Annotated in this window: 19 protein-coding genes and 1 pseudogene; 15 read left to right on the top strand and 5 right to left on the bottom strand. The window is 64.3% G+C overall.

Going from position 1 to position 15,089, the window contains the following annotated elements; genetic code table 11:
* Positions 1–68: 68 nt before the first annotated feature.
* The 5 genes from HCR84_RS04615 to HCR84_RS04595 all read left to right on the top strand — a co-directional run bounded on the left by HCR84_RS04615 (position 69) and on the right by HCR84_RS04595 (position 3,324).
* Entirely contained in the window at positions 69–443 is a 375-nt protein-coding gene (locus HCR84_RS04615) for a MerR family transcriptional regulator (protein ID WP_166984047.1), read from the top strand.
* A 78-nt stretch (positions 444–521) separates the two neighbouring features.
* Positions 522–1,382 (top strand): formyltetrahydrofolate deformylase, encoded by an 861-nt coding sequence (gene purU / locus HCR84_RS04610; protein WP_166984165.1) that lies wholly within the window; start codon positions 522–524, stop codon positions 1,380–1,382.
* A 14-nt stretch (positions 1,383–1,396) separates the two neighbouring features.
* Positions 1,397–2,563 (top strand): MalY/PatB family protein, encoded by a 1,167-nt coding sequence (locus HCR84_RS04605; protein ID WP_244972566.1) that lies wholly within the window; start codon positions 1,397–1,399, stop codon positions 2,561–2,563.
* Between the two features lie 102 nt (positions 2,564–2,665).
* Positions 2,666–2,896 (top strand): CopG family transcriptional regulator, encoded by a 231-nt coding sequence (locus tag HCR84_RS04600; RefSeq protein ID WP_166984049.1) that lies wholly within the window; start codon positions 2,666–2,668, stop codon positions 2,894–2,896.
* The gene (locus HCR84_RS04595) at positions 2,893–3,324 is read left to right on the top strand and encodes a TA system VapC family ribonuclease toxin (RefSeq protein ID WP_166984050.1); all 432 of its coding nucleotides are present in this window, start codon (positions 2,893–2,895) and stop codon (positions 3,322–3,324) included. The genes HCR84_RS04600 and HCR84_RS04595 overlap by 4 nt, the downstream gene beginning before the upstream one ends.
* A gap of 75 nt (positions 3,325–3,399) precedes the next feature.
* Here the strand turns inward: HCR84_RS04595 and HCR84_RS17860 are convergent.
* Positions 3,400–3,450: pseudogene (locus tag HCR84_RS17860) on the bottom strand (hypothetical protein); the annotation flags it as partial.
* Between the two features lie 195 nt (positions 3,451–3,645).
* Here HCR84_RS17860 and HCR84_RS04585 point away from each other — a divergent pair.
* Positions 3,646–3,891, top strand: coding sequence for a hypothetical protein (locus HCR84_RS04585; protein WP_166984051.1), 246 nt, complete (start codon positions 3,646–3,648; stop codon positions 3,889–3,891).
* Positions 3,888–4,310, top strand: coding sequence for a TA system VapC family ribonuclease toxin (locus tag HCR84_RS04580; protein ID WP_166984052.1), 423 nt, complete (start codon positions 3,888–3,890; stop codon positions 4,308–4,310). The genes HCR84_RS04585 and HCR84_RS04580 overlap by 4 nt, the downstream gene beginning before the upstream one ends.
* Here HCR84_RS04580 and rhuM read toward each other — a convergent pair.
* From rhuM to HCR84_RS04565, 3 genes are all read right to left on the bottom strand, one after another.
* Entirely contained in the window at positions 4,303–4,755 is a 453-nt protein-coding gene (gene rhuM, locus HCR84_RS04575; protein ID WP_166984053.1) for a RhuM family protein, read from the bottom strand. The two genes, HCR84_RS04580 and rhuM, sit on opposite strands and share 8 nt — an antisense overlap.
* Before the next feature lie 39 nt (positions 4,756–4,794).
* Positions 4,795–4,941: a hypothetical protein gene (locus HCR84_RS04570; protein WP_166984054.1), complete on the bottom strand. Its 147-nt coding sequence runs from the start codon at positions 4,939–4,941 to the stop codon at positions 4,795–4,797.
* Positions 4,942–5,084: 143 nt separating this feature from the next.
* The gene (locus HCR84_RS04565; protein WP_166984055.1) at positions 5,085–5,777 is read right to left on the bottom strand and encodes a winged helix-turn-helix transcriptional regulator; all 693 of its coding nucleotides are present in this window, start codon (positions 5,775–5,777) and stop codon (positions 5,085–5,087) included.
* A gap of 96 nt (positions 5,778–5,873) precedes the next feature.
* Between HCR84_RS04565 and HCR84_RS04560 the strand changes: the two genes are divergently transcribed.
* Both HCR84_RS04560 and HCR84_RS04555 read left to right on the top strand, forming a co-directional pair.
* The gene (locus HCR84_RS04560) at positions 5,874–6,518 is read left to right on the top strand and encodes a maleylpyruvate isomerase family mycothiol-dependent enzyme (RefSeq protein ID WP_166984056.1); all 645 of its coding nucleotides are present in this window, start codon (positions 5,874–5,876) and stop codon (positions 6,516–6,518) included.
* A gap of 16 nt (positions 6,519–6,534) precedes the next feature.
* The gene (locus HCR84_RS04555; RefSeq protein ID WP_166984057.1) at positions 6,535–7,170 is read left to right on the top strand and encodes a maleylpyruvate isomerase family mycothiol-dependent enzyme; all 636 of its coding nucleotides are present in this window, start codon (positions 6,535–6,537) and stop codon (positions 7,168–7,170) included.
* On the opposite strand, the gene HCR84_RS04550 is transcribed toward HCR84_RS04555, so the two are convergent.
* Positions 7,167–7,742, bottom strand: a complete 576-nt coding sequence (locus tag HCR84_RS04550; protein WP_166984058.1) for a TetR family transcriptional regulator — start codon at positions 7,740–7,742, stop codon at positions 7,167–7,169. The two genes, HCR84_RS04555 and HCR84_RS04550, sit on opposite strands and share 4 nt — an antisense overlap.
* 125 nt (positions 7,743–7,867) lie before the next feature.
* On the opposite strand from HCR84_RS04550, the gene HCR84_RS04545 reads away from it, so the two are divergent.
* From HCR84_RS04545 to HCR84_RS04520, 6 genes are all read left to right on the top strand, one after another.
* A complete protein-coding gene (locus HCR84_RS04545) occupies positions 7,868–8,902 on the top strand; it encodes a saccharopine dehydrogenase NADP-binding domain-containing protein (RefSeq protein ID WP_166984059.1) in 1,035 nt (344 codons plus the stop codon).
* A 26-nt stretch (positions 8,903–8,928) separates the two neighbouring features.
* Complete coding sequence (locus HCR84_RS04540; RefSeq protein WP_166984060.1) at positions 8,929–12,009, top strand: adenosylhomocysteinase; 3,081 nt, start codon at positions 8,929–8,931, stop codon at positions 12,007–12,009.
* 5 nt (positions 12,010–12,014) lie between these two features.
* Positions 12,015–12,437, top strand: coding sequence for a cupin domain-containing protein (locus HCR84_RS04535; protein ID WP_218043614.1), 423 nt, complete (start codon positions 12,015–12,017; stop codon positions 12,435–12,437).
* A gap of 105 nt (positions 12,438–12,542) precedes the next feature.
* Positions 12,543–13,388 (top strand): ABC transporter substrate-binding protein, encoded by an 846-nt coding sequence (locus HCR84_RS04530; RefSeq protein ID WP_244972564.1) that lies wholly within the window; start codon positions 12,543–12,545, stop codon positions 13,386–13,388.
* A 17-nt stretch (positions 13,389–13,405) separates the two neighbouring features.
* The gene (locus HCR84_RS04525) at positions 13,406–14,290 is read left to right on the top strand and encodes an amino acid ABC transporter permease (protein ID WP_166984063.1); all 885 of its coding nucleotides are present in this window, start codon (positions 13,406–13,408) and stop codon (positions 14,288–14,290) included.
* The gene (locus tag HCR84_RS04520) at positions 14,287–15,051 is read left to right on the top strand and encodes an amino acid ABC transporter ATP-binding protein (RefSeq protein ID WP_166984064.1); all 765 of its coding nucleotides are present in this window, start codon (positions 14,287–14,289) and stop codon (positions 15,049–15,051) included. The genes HCR84_RS04525 and HCR84_RS04520 overlap by 4 nt, the downstream gene beginning before the upstream one ends.
* Positions 15,052–15,089: the final 38 nt, after the last annotated feature.

Raw genomic sequence — 15,089 nt, 5'->3', positions numbered from 1 at the left:
CCCCGAGCGTAAACTCTGACACTAATGTCAATGTCAAGCATGGAGACTCAATCAGAAATGGAGGCACTGTGAAAATCGGCGAGCTCTCCGAGCGCACCGGTATCCCCACCCGCATGCTGCGCTATTACGAGCAGCAAGAACTCATCACCCCGGTGCGTTCAGAGAACGGCTACCGCTCGTACTCCGAAGACGACGTCGGCCGCGCACGTCAGATTCGCGGCCTCGTACAGTCAGGTCTCACAACGCGATTAGCGAAGGTGGTGCTCGAGACACAGGCAGCGTGCGTATCGGATGCCCGCGTCAGCTGTTCCGCCGAGCTTGCCCAGCTGCTTGCCGACGAGCTCAGTGCCCTCGAGTGCCGAATCTCCTCACTGTCGAAGAGTCGCGACACCGTGCGCGAGTTCCTCACGCGTGCGGAGCGCGACGATCTGGTGGAGACGTGACAGTTCGCTGATCAGTCGCTCACCCATTCCACGAGCGCGACTGGTTAGTCTTGTGAGGTGACAAATGCCTCTGGTTCGCTGACCGACGATTCGCCCAACCACTGGGTTCTCACATTCGTGTGCGCCGACAAGCCCGGCATCGTGCACGACGTCAGCGGCGCGATCGTCGCAGCCCACGGCAACATCACCGAGAGCCAGCAGTTCGCGAGCGTCGACACCGATCGCTTCTTCATGCGGCTTCAGGTGCAGTCGTCGGCCTCGCGCGACGACTTCGAGGCGGCGCTTGAGCCTGTTGCCGAGAAGTTCGGCATGACGTGGAACCTCGACAACGTGGGGCGCCCTGTGCGCACCCTCATTCTCGCCACGAAGGCGGGCCACTGCGTCAACGATCTGCTGTTTCGCCAGAGGGCCGATCAGCTGCCCATCGAGATTCCGCTCATTCTCGCGAACCACCCCAACCTGGGCTCCCTCGCCGAGTTCTACGGCGTGCCGTTCGAATCGCTGCCCATCGTCGACACAGCGTCGAAGGCGGCGTTCGAGAAGCGAGTACTGGATGCTGTCGATGAGCTCGACATCGAGCTCATCGTTCTCGCGCGCTACATGCAGATCATCTCGCCCGAGCTGTGCGCCGCTCTCGAAGGTCGCGCCATCAACATCCACCATTCGTTCCTGCCCGGCTTCAAAGGCGCCAATCCGTACAAGCAGGCGCATGCGCGGGGCGTGAAGCTCATCGGAGCAACGGCGCACTTCGTGACGAGCGATCTCGACGAGGGGCCGATCATCGAACAGAACGTCGTGCGCGTCGACCATGCGCAGTCGCCGCAGCAGCTCGTCGCGATCGGACAAGACGAAGAGAGCCGCACACTCACGCAGGCCGTGAAATGGTTCGCCGAGAAACGCGTGCTCCTCGACGGCGCACGCACCATCATTTTCAAGTAGTACCGGAGGCCGCTGTGACATTCGCCGAACGCATCGATGCACTGACCATCAACGATCTGCGGGCATCGGGCGCAACCAAGTGGGTCGCTCCCGGCATCGACATCGGCGCGTTCATCGCCGAAATGGACTTCGGGGTGGCCGCGCCCATCCAGTCGGCGCTGCGCGACTCGGTCGACGCTCAGGTCTTCGGCTACCTCCCGGCGTCGATGCTGCGCGACGTGCAGCAGGCGACCGCCGCCACTCTCGCGTCCCGCGGCTACCCGGTCTCGCCTGACCACGTGATTGCCGTTCCCGACGTGCTGCGCGCTCTCGAGCTGACGCTCACGCGACTCACGAGTTCCGGCGGCAAAGTGATCGTGCCGACGCCGTCATACATGCCCTTCCTCTTCGTTCCGCCGCGCATCGGCCGCGACGTCATCGAGGTGCCCATGATCGACGACGCCGGCACCTGGCGCTTCGACATCGATGCGCTGCGGACCGCGTTCGCCGCCGGCGGCGAGATTCTTCTGCTCTGCCAGCCGTTCAATCCGCTCGGCCGGGTCTTCACCGCCGATGAGCTGGCGGCGGTGAGCGCCGTCGTCGATGAGGTGGGCGGGCACGTCTTCGCCGACGAGATCTGGGCACCGCTCACGCTTCCGGGCGCCAAGCACGTGTCGTATGCAACGGTGACGGATGCTGCAGCGCAGCACACGGTCACGGCAACGTCCGCTGCAAAGGGGTGGAACCTCCCCGGTCTCAAGTGCGCGCAGCTCATTGTGGCTGGCGACGAAGATCGGGAGCGCTTCGACGACGCAGACTGGATCTCACACGGCGCCTCCACGATGGGCGCGGCAGCGACGATCGCGGCCTACACCGAGGGCGAACCGTGGCTCACCGATGTTGTTGACTACCTCGACGGCAACCGTGCCGAATTGCTCGATCTCGTTTCCGAGCATCTGCCCGGCGTCACCATGAGCCACCCGGAGGGAACGTATGTCGGGTGGCTCGACTTCACGGCTCTCGGCATCGAGAACCCCGGCGCGTTCTTCGCTGAGAATGCCGGTGTCGGCGTCACAGACGGCCGCGGCTGCGGTGCAGCCGGGGTGGGCAGTGCCCGCTTTATCTTCGCGACCCCGCGCCCCATCATGCGCGACGCGATCACGCGCATGGGTCAGGCCCTGCGTAACCACGACCTCGCCTAACGGCATCTGACTGCCCGCTTCGCATCCGGGCACTCGCCGCGCTTGAGGAGCTCACTTACGATCCGTAACCATATAACCATATCCGCGGGTATGCTTAGCAATATGAAGACGACGATGAACCTGCCCGATGCGCTCATGACAGAGCTCAAGAAGCGTGCTTCCGAAGAGCACCGCACCGTTACCAGCATCGTCGAAGAATCGCTGCGGCGGCACCTCGAGACGGATCGTTCGCCACAGCATCGCTGCGCGCTTCCCACCTGGAATAGTGGCGGATACCGAGTCGACATCGATGACAAGGATGCCGTGTGGGATGTCTTGGATGACGTTCGATGATCTTGCCCGACGTTAACGTTCTCATCTACGCGTTCGACGAGGAGTCACCTCGCCACAGCGAATACGCACAATGGCTCGAGCGCGCCGTGAACGACCCCGAAGATATTGCGCTCTTCGACCCGGTGCTTTCAGGATTCGTGAGAATCGTCACTCACCCGCGCGTCTTCACGCACCCCGCACCGACACCTGTCGCGCTGTCATTTGTGACGGCTCTCGTGAATTCTCATTCCGCCCGCTGGCTTCGCAGCTCGCCAGAGATGTGGAACGCCTTGAGCTCCTTCGTCGATGACGATGACAAGATCAAGGGAAACATGGTTCCCGATGCGTTGATCGCGGCCGCTGCCGTCGTGCATGGCGCCAAGATCGCCACGGCGGATCGCGGGTTCTCGCGCTTTCCCGGGGTGATCTCCTTCGACCCTGCACGGTAGTCGCCCCGCGGTTCGGAGTCCAGCGACCCCGATCGGAGCCGCCCACATGATCATCATCATGAGCTTGAAGACAACAGCCTGAATTTGATGGATGCCGTTGAGGACGGGTTCTCCCGCTTTGCCCATGGACCGCAGCGCGAAGCTTGGCGCTCTCGGCGACGAAGCTCAGCGACCGCCACGATCTGTCTCGTGTCACTACGCGGCGCCGTCTCGAATACCTTGTCGAGATGAAGCAGGCGGCCACGCCACCTCGCCGCGGAATGCCGGGCCGTCCAGAATACGAGTACCGCTGGCTCTCGTCGCTAATGCTAATATGTTTTTATGCGCACAACGGTTGATCTCCCCGATGATCTGCTTCGCGCTCTCAAGGTGAGAGCGGCACAGCGAGGCGAGACGCTCAAGGTTGTGCTGACGCGCGCGATCTCCCGCGAAATCGCTGGCAGCACGAACACACATACGCGAGTGACTCTGCCGCTTGTCGCCGCGGGGGCGACACCAACGGTGAACGTCACATCGGACGATATCGCAGCGGCCCTGGCATCTGACGACGAACAGTACGCCAAGTGAAACTTCTGGATGTCGGCGTGTGGCTCGCGGCCGCCTGGGGCCGCCATATCGCACATCCAACCGTGCAGTCGTGGTTTGATCAGCAGGACTCCGAACTCGTCTTCTGTCGAGTCACCGAGATGGGCTTTCTCCGATTGCTGTCGAATCCGAGCATCATGCGCGAGGACACCCTTACGCGAGCCGACAGCTGGTCAGTCCTCGATCGCCTTCGCGCTGACGAACGAGTGATACACCTCGAGGAACCTACGAACCTCGAATCTGTATGGCGGACCCTTTCCGCCCGGGGCGACACAAGCCACAAGCTGTGGACGGACGACTACCTGGCCGCATTCGCTCAGGCTCGCGGCCTCTCAGTTGTGACCCTTGACCGCGCATTTGCCGGGCGCCATCAGTCCCTCGAGGTCGAGCTGCTCAGTTGACAGCAGCGCTCACCCGCACAGCCCCGTGCACATAGGTTTCGGATGCTACGCGGTTTCGAGCATCTTGATAATCAGCGCCACCATCAGCTCTCGTGACGACCTGCCCCAGCTCGACGTACCGGCGCAAGACGTCGGTGGCCCAACGACGAAAATGAACACCCTCTGATGACTTAACCCGATAGCCGACTGAAAGAACGGCATCGAGATTGTAGTGCTCGGTTTCGTAGGACTTGCCGTCTGAAGCAGGTGTCGCAAATTTTGCGACACCTGACATCTTCGATAGCTCCTCGTTCCGCGCGTTTGCGATGTGTTTACCAATGGTCTTCACGTCGCGTCCAAATAGGGCTGCCATCTGCTGGCGGGTCAGCCAGACAGTATCGTCGCCTGCGCGCACTTCAAGAATAATTTCGCCTGACGCTGATTCGTACAGTTCAATCGCGTTCATAGCATCATTCTTCCTTGGACCGCTGACAATGCCCGAAGCTCATCGAGACGTATACTCCAGCGGCATGCCAATCTGAGTTGTTTCAAGCCCGATCTCGTCTGTGACAGGCTCGCTGAACGGCACAAGCATCGACAACACGTCGTCGGCAATAAGCGAGGATGCTGCCGCCGAGACGGAAGCCGACACGGCGACCGAGCCGAAGTCCGACGAGGCAGAGCCCGAAGAAGCGGCAGAACCGGCCCAAGCTGTGACTCCTCACATCCCACCAGTTCGACGATTCTGCGAATCTGCAGTTGCGCGACGTTGTGCGGCGATGACGCTGTAGCGCATCAGGCGTCTTCAGCACGCCCGTTCAGATTGGTCGCCCTCACGAGGGCGTCGACGGCGAATGCGCTATCGACGACACTGATGCTCGGCACGTCGCGAAAGTTTGCCCCTCCCAGGATGCAGGCCTTCCAACCGGCCGTCGTGGCGTACACGTCCGCGTCGGCCGGGCCCGGAGTGGGCGCCTTCTCGACAGTTGCGCCGTGTTGAGTGACCTCTGCCGAGTACGCGACAGGTTCGGCTTCGTCGACCCGCGAGTCAGACAAATACAGGTTGACCCGCACCGGCGAAGCGAGAGTCGCGTCGCCTCGGGCGTGCGCGCGCATCGCGAGAACCAGAGTGTCGGGGCTCATGTCGGCATCCCAGGGAAGCGTCGGCGACGCGACGGCCCACATCGACAGCGCCGTATTGACCGACTCCAGCTGATGCCCCCAGTCAGTGAGCTCGTAGACATCGACTTTGGCTGGCGCTGGCAGCGCGTGACGTGTCAGGATTCCGCGCGCCTCGAGGTCACGCAGACGACGCGAGAGCACGGCCGGACTGATCCCGAGAATGTCGTTCTGAAGCTCGATGAACCTCTTGGGCCCGAGAAGAAGCTCGCGCACCACGATCAATGTCCATCGTTCACCGATGAGATCAAGCGCGTGAGCAGCCGCGCACCCGTCGTTATACGAACTATAGGAACGCCTCCCACCCATAGACCCCATCGTACTCCCTTTTACTACTTGACTCGTAGCTCATACTACTCTTACTATAGCCCTGACTACTAAATGAGAAGCGAAAGGATGCTCGCGATGGCGCTCTCCACATCTGAGGTATGGACGCTCGTGCATACCGAACGCCAGCGCCTGATCGCCGATCTCGCACCGCTCTCACTCGCAGAGTGGGAGACTCCGTCGCTGTGCCGAGGCTGGAGCGTCCATGATGTGCTCGCCCATCTGGTCGATACGGCGACAACAGGGAAGCGCGCATTTGTCTGGAGCATGGTGCGCGCACGGGGCGACTTCGACCGCGCAAACGACAACGGCGTGAGTCGCTTCAAACGCGACGACCCGCAGCAGACCTTGGCAGCCTTCCGCCAGGCAGAGCACCTGCAAAAAACACCACCGGCACACCGCGCAACGCGGCTCGTCGAAGCAATCGTTCATGGGGAAGACATTCGCCGCCCACTCGGGATTCCGGGCGAATACCCCAGCGTCGGGGTGCATGAGGCGCTCGCCTATCAACTTCGCACACCGGCATCGTTCGGCGGGGGTCGGGAGATCGCGGAAGGATGCCGCCTGGTCGACGCCGCTACCGGCGACGCGTGGGGCGATGGCCCCGATGTGACGGGCGAAGCCGTCGATCTCCTCCTCGCTGCGTCGGGCCGCGCGATCGACCCCGAGCTTCTGACCGGGCCGGGCGCCCACCTGTTGGTCGAACGAGCTCTCCGCCGGTGAGTATCGTGAGGACGACGTGACGCGAACCGCAGACGAGTACTGGGAGCTCATCCACGCCGAGCGCGCCCGTGTTGCACTCATGCTTGACGGCCTGACCGCCCAGCAATGGCACGCCGACTCACTGTGCGGCGAGTGGACGGTGCAGCAGGTCGTCGCCCACCTCACCGCTGCCGCGAATACCGGACGGTGGGCGTGGCTGCGCAGCATCCTTTTCGCTGGTTTCAACCCCGACAGGCACAATGCCCGCCGCCTCGCCGAGCACCTCGGCCGCACTGTGGACGAGACCCGTGAGAACTTTCGTCGCTCGGTGACACTCACCATCGCGCCGACGCGAGACTACCCCGCGTGGCTCGGCGAGGTCATCGTGCACGGTCAAGACATCGCGCGTCCGCTCGGCATCACTTTCACACCCGACCCTGACGCGGTGCGCGAGGTTGCGACGTACTTCGCGGCCAAAGACTTTGCGGTCAACAGCCATCGGATGGTCAAGGGGCTCACGTTGGAGGCCAGCGACACCGACTTCGCTGCGGGCAGCGGGCCACTCGTGCGGGGACCGCTGCTGAGCCTGGTGATGGTCATGGCCGGCCGCAGTGAATTTCTCACGGATGTTGACGACGACGGTGTCGCGGAGCTTCGGCGCCGGATCGGCTAGACGGCGATGTCGGAGATCAGGGCAGAGCGCAGAGTCTCGAGCGTGTCGGCGATGATGTCTGCAAGCGGGGTGTCGTCGTCGCGGCCGAGCCATTCCTGCACCGAGACATAGAGCAGTGTGACGCCGGTCTCGGCGAGCAGCGCCGCCTGCCGGGCGGGCACGCCGCGCGCAATCAGCGCCTCACGCGCGACCGCCCCTACCGTTTCGCGCTTCTGCAGATCGCGCTCGCGTAGCCCCGCGTCGGAGTTCACGATCTCCCGACGCAGCCGCACCTCGTCGCGCCGACCCTCGAAACGCTGCTCGGCGAATATGCGCAGAGTGCTCATGATGAGCTCAAGCGGTTCGGTGTCGGGCAGGGAATCAGCGAGCACCTGCGCGGTCTCCGCTCGCACCTCTTCGCTGCCGAAGACCACCTCGCGCTTGTCGGCGAAGTACCGGTGAAAGGTTCGCGTGCTCAATCCTGCGCGCGCTGTGATCTCGGGCACCGTCGTCGCCGCGAATCCGCGCTCGGCGAAGAGCTCGAACGCCGCCTTCTCCAGCCTCCGATGCGCGCCGGGTTCCCATCTGCTCACGGTTCCAGCCTAGCCGATGACACGTCATGTCATCACGGTGTAGGGTGATGACATGGCGTGTCATCACGATGCGCTCAACGAGAAGCACACAGACGTGAAGCGCATAGACGAGATGGGAACAGCGCATGAGCAACGACGTATGGATACTCGGTGGCACAGGCCGCAGCGCACAGAAAATCGCCGCCGAGTTGCGGCAACGCCACATTGAACCGGTGCTGGTCGGTCGCAATGCCGAGCGGCTCGCTGCGGCAGCGGGCGAGAGCGGCAGAACTGTCGTCTCGGCGTCGATCGACGAGATCGTCGACGAGGTGCGGCGGCAGCGTCCGCAGATCGTGATCAACACCATCGCTCCGTTTGCCGACACTGCGGCTGCGCTGATCGCGACCGGCGTTCACTACATTGACATCGCCAACGACAGAGCCGCCTTCTCTTCGCTATTTGAGCGAGACGCCGAGCTCGCGTCTGCGGGGCAGACCGCGGTGACGGGGGCCGGGTTCGGCGTCACGGCATCCGAAAGCATCCTCGTCAAACTGCTCGAAGGCCGCCCCGCACCCACTCGCGTTCGCGTCGATATGGTTCCCTCGATGGAGACCGAAGCAGGGAAGGTCGGGGAATCGCTCGCCGCTTCACTGATCGGCGGTCTCGCTTACCGCGATCGAGCCGCCGGGCGACTGGGAAGCCGCAGGATGCGACTCACCCTTCCGGATGGCACAGACGTTCTGACCGCGAGCATGCCCCTTGGCGATGGTTCGGCTGCGGCGCGCACCAGCGGAGCACCGGTTGTGATCGGCGCATCGAGCATGGCCCCGACCGGAGCGTTTCGATTCGTGATGCCCGTAGCGACGGCGCTCTTGTCGATTCGACCCCTCGCCGCATTCGCCCAACGGTTACTCGCGCGGATGTCGGTGCCCGCCGCCCCGCGACCCCGAGAATATTCGTGGGGTCACGCCCATGTGGAGTGGTCGGACGGCACGGTTCGTGACGGGTGGCTGCGGGTCGACGACGCGTCAACGTTCACCGGAATTGTGCCAGCCGAGATCGCGCGCCGCCTGCTCGATGGGGCGGGGCGGGGCGGCGCGTTCACGCCAGCAGCGCTTTTCGGGTCGTCGCTGGCAGAGGCCTGCGGTGCGCAGTATGTGCCGGGCTTCGTTGCAGCGTAGCGACTGCCACACAATACAATGAGCGAGTGCCGCTCCCCGACGATTCTGCCCCCTCGCCCTCAGCCGAGCACCGGGAACAGGCAGCATCGATTCTCGCGGCGTTCAACCGCATCACGAACCGTCTGGTCGCCGGCACGCGGTTTGCCATTATCGGAAATCAGGATGCCGCGGCGTCGCTGCGGGCGATCGTGCAGGGCATGGGCGGCCACATCGTCGCCATCGACGAGTGCGATGTGCTCATTCTTCTCGATGTGCTGACCGATGCTGAGAGGGCTACGGTGCGCGTATGGCTCGACGACGCGACGGCGACACACGACGACACGGCTTCGCACGCGCCGATCATCGTCGATGACGCGGCTGTGCTGAGCAGCGCATCGGGGCTCGCAGCGCATGTCGCGGCAAGCGATCGGGTGCTTCCGCATGGACTGCGTGCCGCACTCGCCCCGCGGGGCGAGGTTGTCATCATCGATACCGATATTCTTCGCGCTCCGGCCTGGAGCTCCACGCCCGTTCACGAGAATTTTCTTGCCGACCGCGGATCGATTCGCATCGATTGGGCGGCGGGAGCGATGCCGGTCACGCGCGCCCTGGCGTCGCGCCTCGCGGGAAGCGGCGCCGTGCGCGGAGTGCGCATCGGGATCGTGCTGGTGCTCGAGCCCAAGACCGCTGTGCTCGCGATCGAATTGGCTCGCGCAGGCGCCGACGTGCGCGTGTTCGCACCCGCGAACGAGGTGGACCCCGAAGCTGCGGCAGCGCTGCGCGCACGCGGCATCGTCGTGCTGGGCTCCCCCGATGCGACGGCCGACGAAGACGACGAGCAGGCACAGGATCTGGTGCGCTGGCACCCGCAGCTGCTGATCGACGACGGCGCACACCTGATTCGCCTCGTGCACGAGCATCCGGATGCCATTGCTCACCTACGCGGCGCCGCGGAAGAAACAACGAGCGGCGTGCGCCCGCTCCGCGACATGGATCACGCCGGCGAGTTGGCCGTTCCCGTAATCCCCGTCAACGACGCCCGCGTGAAGACGTTGTTCGACAACAGGTATGGCACAGGGCAGACCTGCGTCTTCGCCATCGTCGACCTGCTCGACGAAGCGCGGTCGGACGGCATTAGCGAGTGCGACCCGCTCACCGCGGCGTGGCTCGTGCTCGGGTACGGCCCCGTCGGCGAAGGCGTCTGTCGCCATGCACGAGCGCTGGGTGCCCGGGTGATTGTCACAGAGATCGATCCCGTGCGGGCGCTCGCGGCTGAAGTCGATGGATTCGAGGTGCTGCCGGCAGCGGAGGGCGTGTGCCGTGCGGACATCGTGGTGTCAGCATCCGGTGTGCGCGGCACCATCGATGAACAGCTCATCAGCACCGCGGCACAGCAGACAGTCTTCGCCGTCGCGGGCGGGACAGATGGCGAGCTCGACGCACCGAACGCGATGTGGAACGAGCATGGCCCGCAGGTCAGCGACCTCACTCTCGGAGACCACCATGTGATCGTGCTCGCGCACGGGCACGGCGTGAACTACACAGCATCCGGCGGAAACCCCATCGAGATCATGGACCTGTCGTTCGCCGCCCAGCTCGCTGCCCTCGAGCAGCTTCTCGCGGCTGGTGTGCTCACGGACTCCCCAGCACTTGCTCCCGGCTTGCACCACCTCGCACCGGAGCGCGAGAACGAGATCGCGCTGCTCGCACTCGGCGCGCGGCATGGCGCCGCAGCATCCACGAGCTCTGATGCCCCGCCGTCGGTCGCGCCGTCCGCTCCCGAGCGCAGCCGCTATTCGCACGATGTGCTCAGCGCGCCGAGCATTCCACCGAAAAAGCCCGCACACGCGACGGTCACGGTGTACAGCGCACCGCTGGTGATCCCGGTCACGGCACCGCGCATTCGCGACGGAGCGATCGCGGTGCGCGGTGATCGCATTCTGCACGTCGGCGAGCGCCCCTGGGTGCTGCAATCTCTGCAGGATGCCGGCATCGACTTTGCCGAAGAGCACTGGGATGGCGTGATCACGCCTGGGCTCGTCAACGCGCACACGCACCTTCAGTACACGCGCATGGCCGATGTGGCGACTCGGCACTATGACGGATTCGACGACTGGGCAGCGGCGTTCGACGCGGTTTACGACCGCAACGGCGCAGCCCATGACTGGAGCGCTGCCGCCGCCGAGGGTGCACGGCTCGCCGTCGCCACGGGTACGACGGCCCTCGCCGACGTCGTCACAGATCGCGATGCGGTCTCGGCGCTGCACGACGCGGGACTGCACGGCATTGCGTATTGGGAAGTCATGGGCTGGAGCAACGCCGACTGGCGGGCTCACGGCCGCGATGCAGCGATCGCCGACCTCGACAGCATGCCGGCAACCCCCGGCGTCGGCGTTTCACCGCACGCTCCGTATTCGCTCGAGGTGCAGCCGCTTCTCGACATCCCCGACGTCGTGCGCAACCGCGGCATGCGGCTGCACATCCACCTGGCCGAGGCGCACTTCGAAAACGAGAACGTCGAAAGTGACGATGCCTGGGTGGGATTGAACGCCGAGAGCTTCCGGGCACTGCGCAGCCGCGGCGTTGGAGTGAGCTCAACGCAGTTCGTCGACCAGCTCGGCGTGCTCGGGCCCGACTGTCACATCGCCCACGGCATCTACATGACGGGGCGCGATCGCTCACTGCTGCGCGCACGCGGAACGGCAGTCGCGCTCTGCCCACGCTCGAACGAGGTGATCGGGCTCGACGCACCGCCGGTCGCCGCCTACCTGCGCGAGGGAAACCTCATCGGGGTCGGCACCGACTCGCTGTCGTCATCGCCGAGCCTCGACCCCCTCGCAGACGTCGCGCAGCTGCACAGAATCGCACGCGACCAGGGGTATGCAGAGAGCGATCTGCACCAACGGCTGTTCCACGCCGTCACGCTCGGCGGTGCCCACGCGCTCGGGCTCGGCACCGGAACGCAGCGCGTCGGGCAGCTTGCCGTCGGTGCCCTCGCCGACCTGGCGTTCTTCGACGTCGCCGACACCACGCCGCGCGAGGCTCTCAGCGAACTCGTCGAGGCCGGAGCGGGCACCTGCAGGCGAACGATCGTGGCGGGCGAGACCGTCTACGGCAGAGAGGAATGATCAGCATGACCTTCGACGCCATCCGCGAGCTGAACCTTGAACAGCATCCCGAAGGCGGCTGGTACCGTCGCACATTCACGGCCGCCGATGCACTCGCGACACCTGGAGGCGATCGGCCCGCAGCGACGCTCATCTATTTCTGGCTGCCCGCAGGAGAGCATTCGCGCTGGCATGTTGTCGCATCAGACGAAGTCTGGATGTGGCATGGGCCGGGCGCACTGCGATTGGAGCTCGGGGGCACGGGCGACAACCCAAGCGAGACCGGTGAGACTGCGCTGCTCGGCTCCCCCGGCAAAGAGAATGCGCGCCAGCAGTTCATCGTTCCCGCCGGATGCTGGCAGCGCACGATCCCGGGCGACGACGATGTGCTCGTCAGCTGCCTTGTGACGCCCGGTTTCGACTTTGCAGACTGGCGTCTTGCCGACTGACAGAGCAACAATTCGTCATGCCCGCGCACCGGGATGCCGAACGACGATATTGTTACTCAGTGGCGCCGTTTCCCTGTGCGCGCCCAGCATCTGAAGAGGACCCCCGTGAAAACTCGTTTCGTTCTGCGATCACTTGCCATTGCCAGCGCCGCAGCGACAATGATCGCGCTGTCCGCGTGCTCGGCGTCGACCCCTCAGGATGCCGCCGACGGCAGCGACTCCGGCCTGGAGACCGTGACGCAGGGGAAGTTCACGATCGCGACAGGCGAGCCTGCCTACTCGCCCTGGGTCGAGAACGACGACCCGGAGTCGGGTGAAGGATTCGAAGCGGCTGTCGCCTACGCCGTCGCTGATGAGCTGGGCTTCGATACGTCGGATGTCGTCTGGATTCGCACTCCGTTCGACACGGTGATCGCGCCCGGGCCCAAGGACTTCGACATCAACATTCAGCAGTTCTCGGCAAACGACGACCGCGAAAAGGCCGTCGACTTCTCATCTCCCTATTACGAGACGACGCAGGGCGTCGTGAGCCTGGAGGGGAGCTCTGCCGCTGAGGCGACGTCGCTCGCCGACCTCGCCGATGTGAAGGTCGGCGTCGCCGCCGGTTCGACATCGATCGCGGCGGTGAAAGAGGCGATCGGCACGGATCCCGCCATTTTCAACAGCAACGAAGATACGGTTCAGGCACTCATCGCCGGCAACATCGACGCACTCGTCACCGACCTTCCCACGGCGTTCTACAATGCAAACGCTGTGCTCGACGACGGCGTTCTGGTTGGGCAATTCGAGAGCTCAGAAGGCGGCGACGAACTCGCACTGCTGCTCGAGAACGACTCGCCCCTCACCGATGCGGTGACGGAAGCCGTCGATGCACTCCGCGACGACGGCACACTCGACGAACTCGCCGAGAAGTGGCTCGCTGACAACGCCGGCGCCACAGTCCTGTCTTAGGAGCATCCCAACACCTCGTGACAAACGACGCAGATACCAGTACGTCTACGGGCCCTGCGCGGCCTGAACCCAGCCGCGTCGAGCGTGAACGCCGATCCTATCGACGTAAGCAGACGCTCCGGTCGCTGGTCATCAGCGTGGCGAGCACGATCGTCTTCGCCGTCGTGGTGTGGATTGTGCTCGTCAACAGTCCCGGCTGGGACGACGTGCGCCGTTCGTTCTTCGACGTCGAGACCGCAATGGCCTCCTTTCCCAGCATCCTCGTCGGCCTCTGGCTCAACATTCAGGTGCTCTTCTTCGCCGCCATTCTCGTGGGAATCTTCGGCTCCCTTCTCGCCATCGCACGAACGCTTCGCGGCGCTGTCTTTGCGCCGATCCGCCTCGGCGCCGCGATCTACACCGACTTCTTTCGCGGCATCCCGCTTCTGCTTGTTCTCTATCTCGTCGGCTTCGGCATTCCCGCTCTCGGGTTCACCGATCGCCTGCCCATGCAGGTGTGGGGAACCGTCGCTCTGACGCTGACGTATTCGTCGTACGTCGCCGAAGTGCTGCGCGCGGGAATCGAAGCCGTTCACCCATCACAGCGGATGGCGGCGCGGTCGCTCGGGCTCGGGTATTCGAAGACCCTGCGGCTCGTCGTTCTTCCCCAAGCGGTGCGCAAGGTGACACCGGCTCTCATGAACGATTTCGTCTCGATGCAGAAGGACGTCGGCCTGATTTCCGTGCTCGGCGCCGTCGACGCGATCCGAGCCGCGCAGATCGAAGTCGCGAGCATCTACAACTTCACGCCATACGTTGTTGCGGGCATCCTCTTCGTGCTGCTGTCGTGGCCGATGATCCGGCTCACCGACTGGTACACGGCGCGAGCGCAACGCCGCGAGCAGGTGGGAGGACAGGTATGAGCGAGCGACCCGCCACGCCAGAGCCTGTGCTTCGCGTCACCGGTGTGCAGAAGTGGTTCGACGATACTGCCGTGCTGCAGGGCATCGACATCGATGTCGCCGAACACGACGTTGTTGCTTTGATCGGCGCGAGCGGATCAGGAAAGTCAACGCTGCTGAAGACCATCAACCTTCTTGAGCGCGTCGATGACGGCCAGATCTTCTTGCAGGGCGATGACATCACCGATCCCCGCGTGAACGCCGATCGCGTGCGCGCACGCATCGGCGTCGTCTTTCAGCACTACAACCTCTTTCCCCACCTCTCTGTTCTGCACAACATCACGTTGGCGAGCCGCAACGTCTTCGGCATCGGAAAGACCGAGGCGGAGTCACGCGCACGAGAGCTGCTGCGGCGCATCGGCCTGGAAGAGAAGGCTGCCGAGTACCCCGACCGGCTCTCGGGAGGGCAGCAGCAGCGCGTCGCGATCGCGCGCGCCATCGCGACAGAGCCCGAACTGCTGCTTCTCGACGAGATCACGAGCGCCCTCGATCCTCAGCTGGTCGGCGAAGTGCTCGATCTCGTCGGTGAGCTGAAACAGGCGGGGAGCACGATGGTCATGGCGACGCACGAGATGTCATTCGCCCGCAGGGTCGCCGACCGCGTCATTTTCCTCTCGCAGGGCCGCATCATTGAGGCCGGTACGCCGGAGCAACTCTTCGACCATCCACAGCAGGCCGAGACGCAAGCGTTCCTGTCGCGCGTTGGGCGCCCCGGCGCTTGACGCCGCGCCGACCGGCGCCATGAGGCATCGTAGACTTG

It is taken from the genome of Paramicrobacterium fandaimingii, assembly GCF_011751745.2.
Classification (GTDB): Bacteria; Actinomycetota; Actinomycetes; order Actinomycetales; family Microbacteriaceae; genus Paramicrobacterium; species Paramicrobacterium fandaimingii.
This window is presented reverse-complemented; position numbering and strand designations above follow the sequence as displayed.

What these genes read in the sequence shown, in the direction of transcription:
- HCR84_RS04595 (WP_166984050.1), top strand. Translation starts at nt 2,893, where the DNA reads ATGATCTTGCCCGACGTTAACGTTCTCATCTACGCGTTCGACGAGGAG.
- HCR84_RS04520 (WP_166984064.1), top strand. Translation starts at nt 14,287, where the DNA reads ATGAGCGAGCGACCCGCCACGCCAGAGCCTGTGCTTCGCGTCACCGGT.
- HCR84_RS04560 (WP_166984056.1), top strand. Translation starts at nt 5,874, where the DNA reads ATGGCGCTCTCCACATCTGAGGTATGGACGCTCGTGCATACCGAACGC.
- HCR84_RS04600 (WP_166984049.1), top strand. Translation starts at nt 2,666, where the DNA reads ATGAAGACGACGATGAACCTGCCCGATGCGCTCATGACAGAGCTCAAG.
- HCR84_RS04545 (WP_166984059.1), top strand. Translation starts at nt 7,868, where the DNA reads ATGAGCAACGACGTATGGATACTCGGTGGCACAGGCCGCAGCGCACAG.
- HCR84_RS04535 (WP_218043614.1), top strand. Translation starts at nt 12,015, where the DNA reads ATGACCTTCGACGCCATCCGCGAGCTGAACCTTGAACAGCATCCCGAA.
- HCR84_RS04585 (WP_166984051.1), top strand. Translation starts at nt 3,646, where the DNA reads ATGCGCACAACGGTTGATCTCCCCGATGATCTGCTTCGCGCTCTCAAG.
- HCR84_RS04565 (WP_166984055.1), bottom strand. Translation starts at nt 5,777, where the DNA reads ATGGGTGGGAGGCGTTCCTATAGTTCGTATAACGACGGGTGCGCGGCT.
- rhuM (WP_166984053.1), bottom strand. Translation starts at nt 4,755, where the DNA reads ATGAACGCGATTGAACTGTACGAATCAGCGTCAGGCGAAATTATTCTT.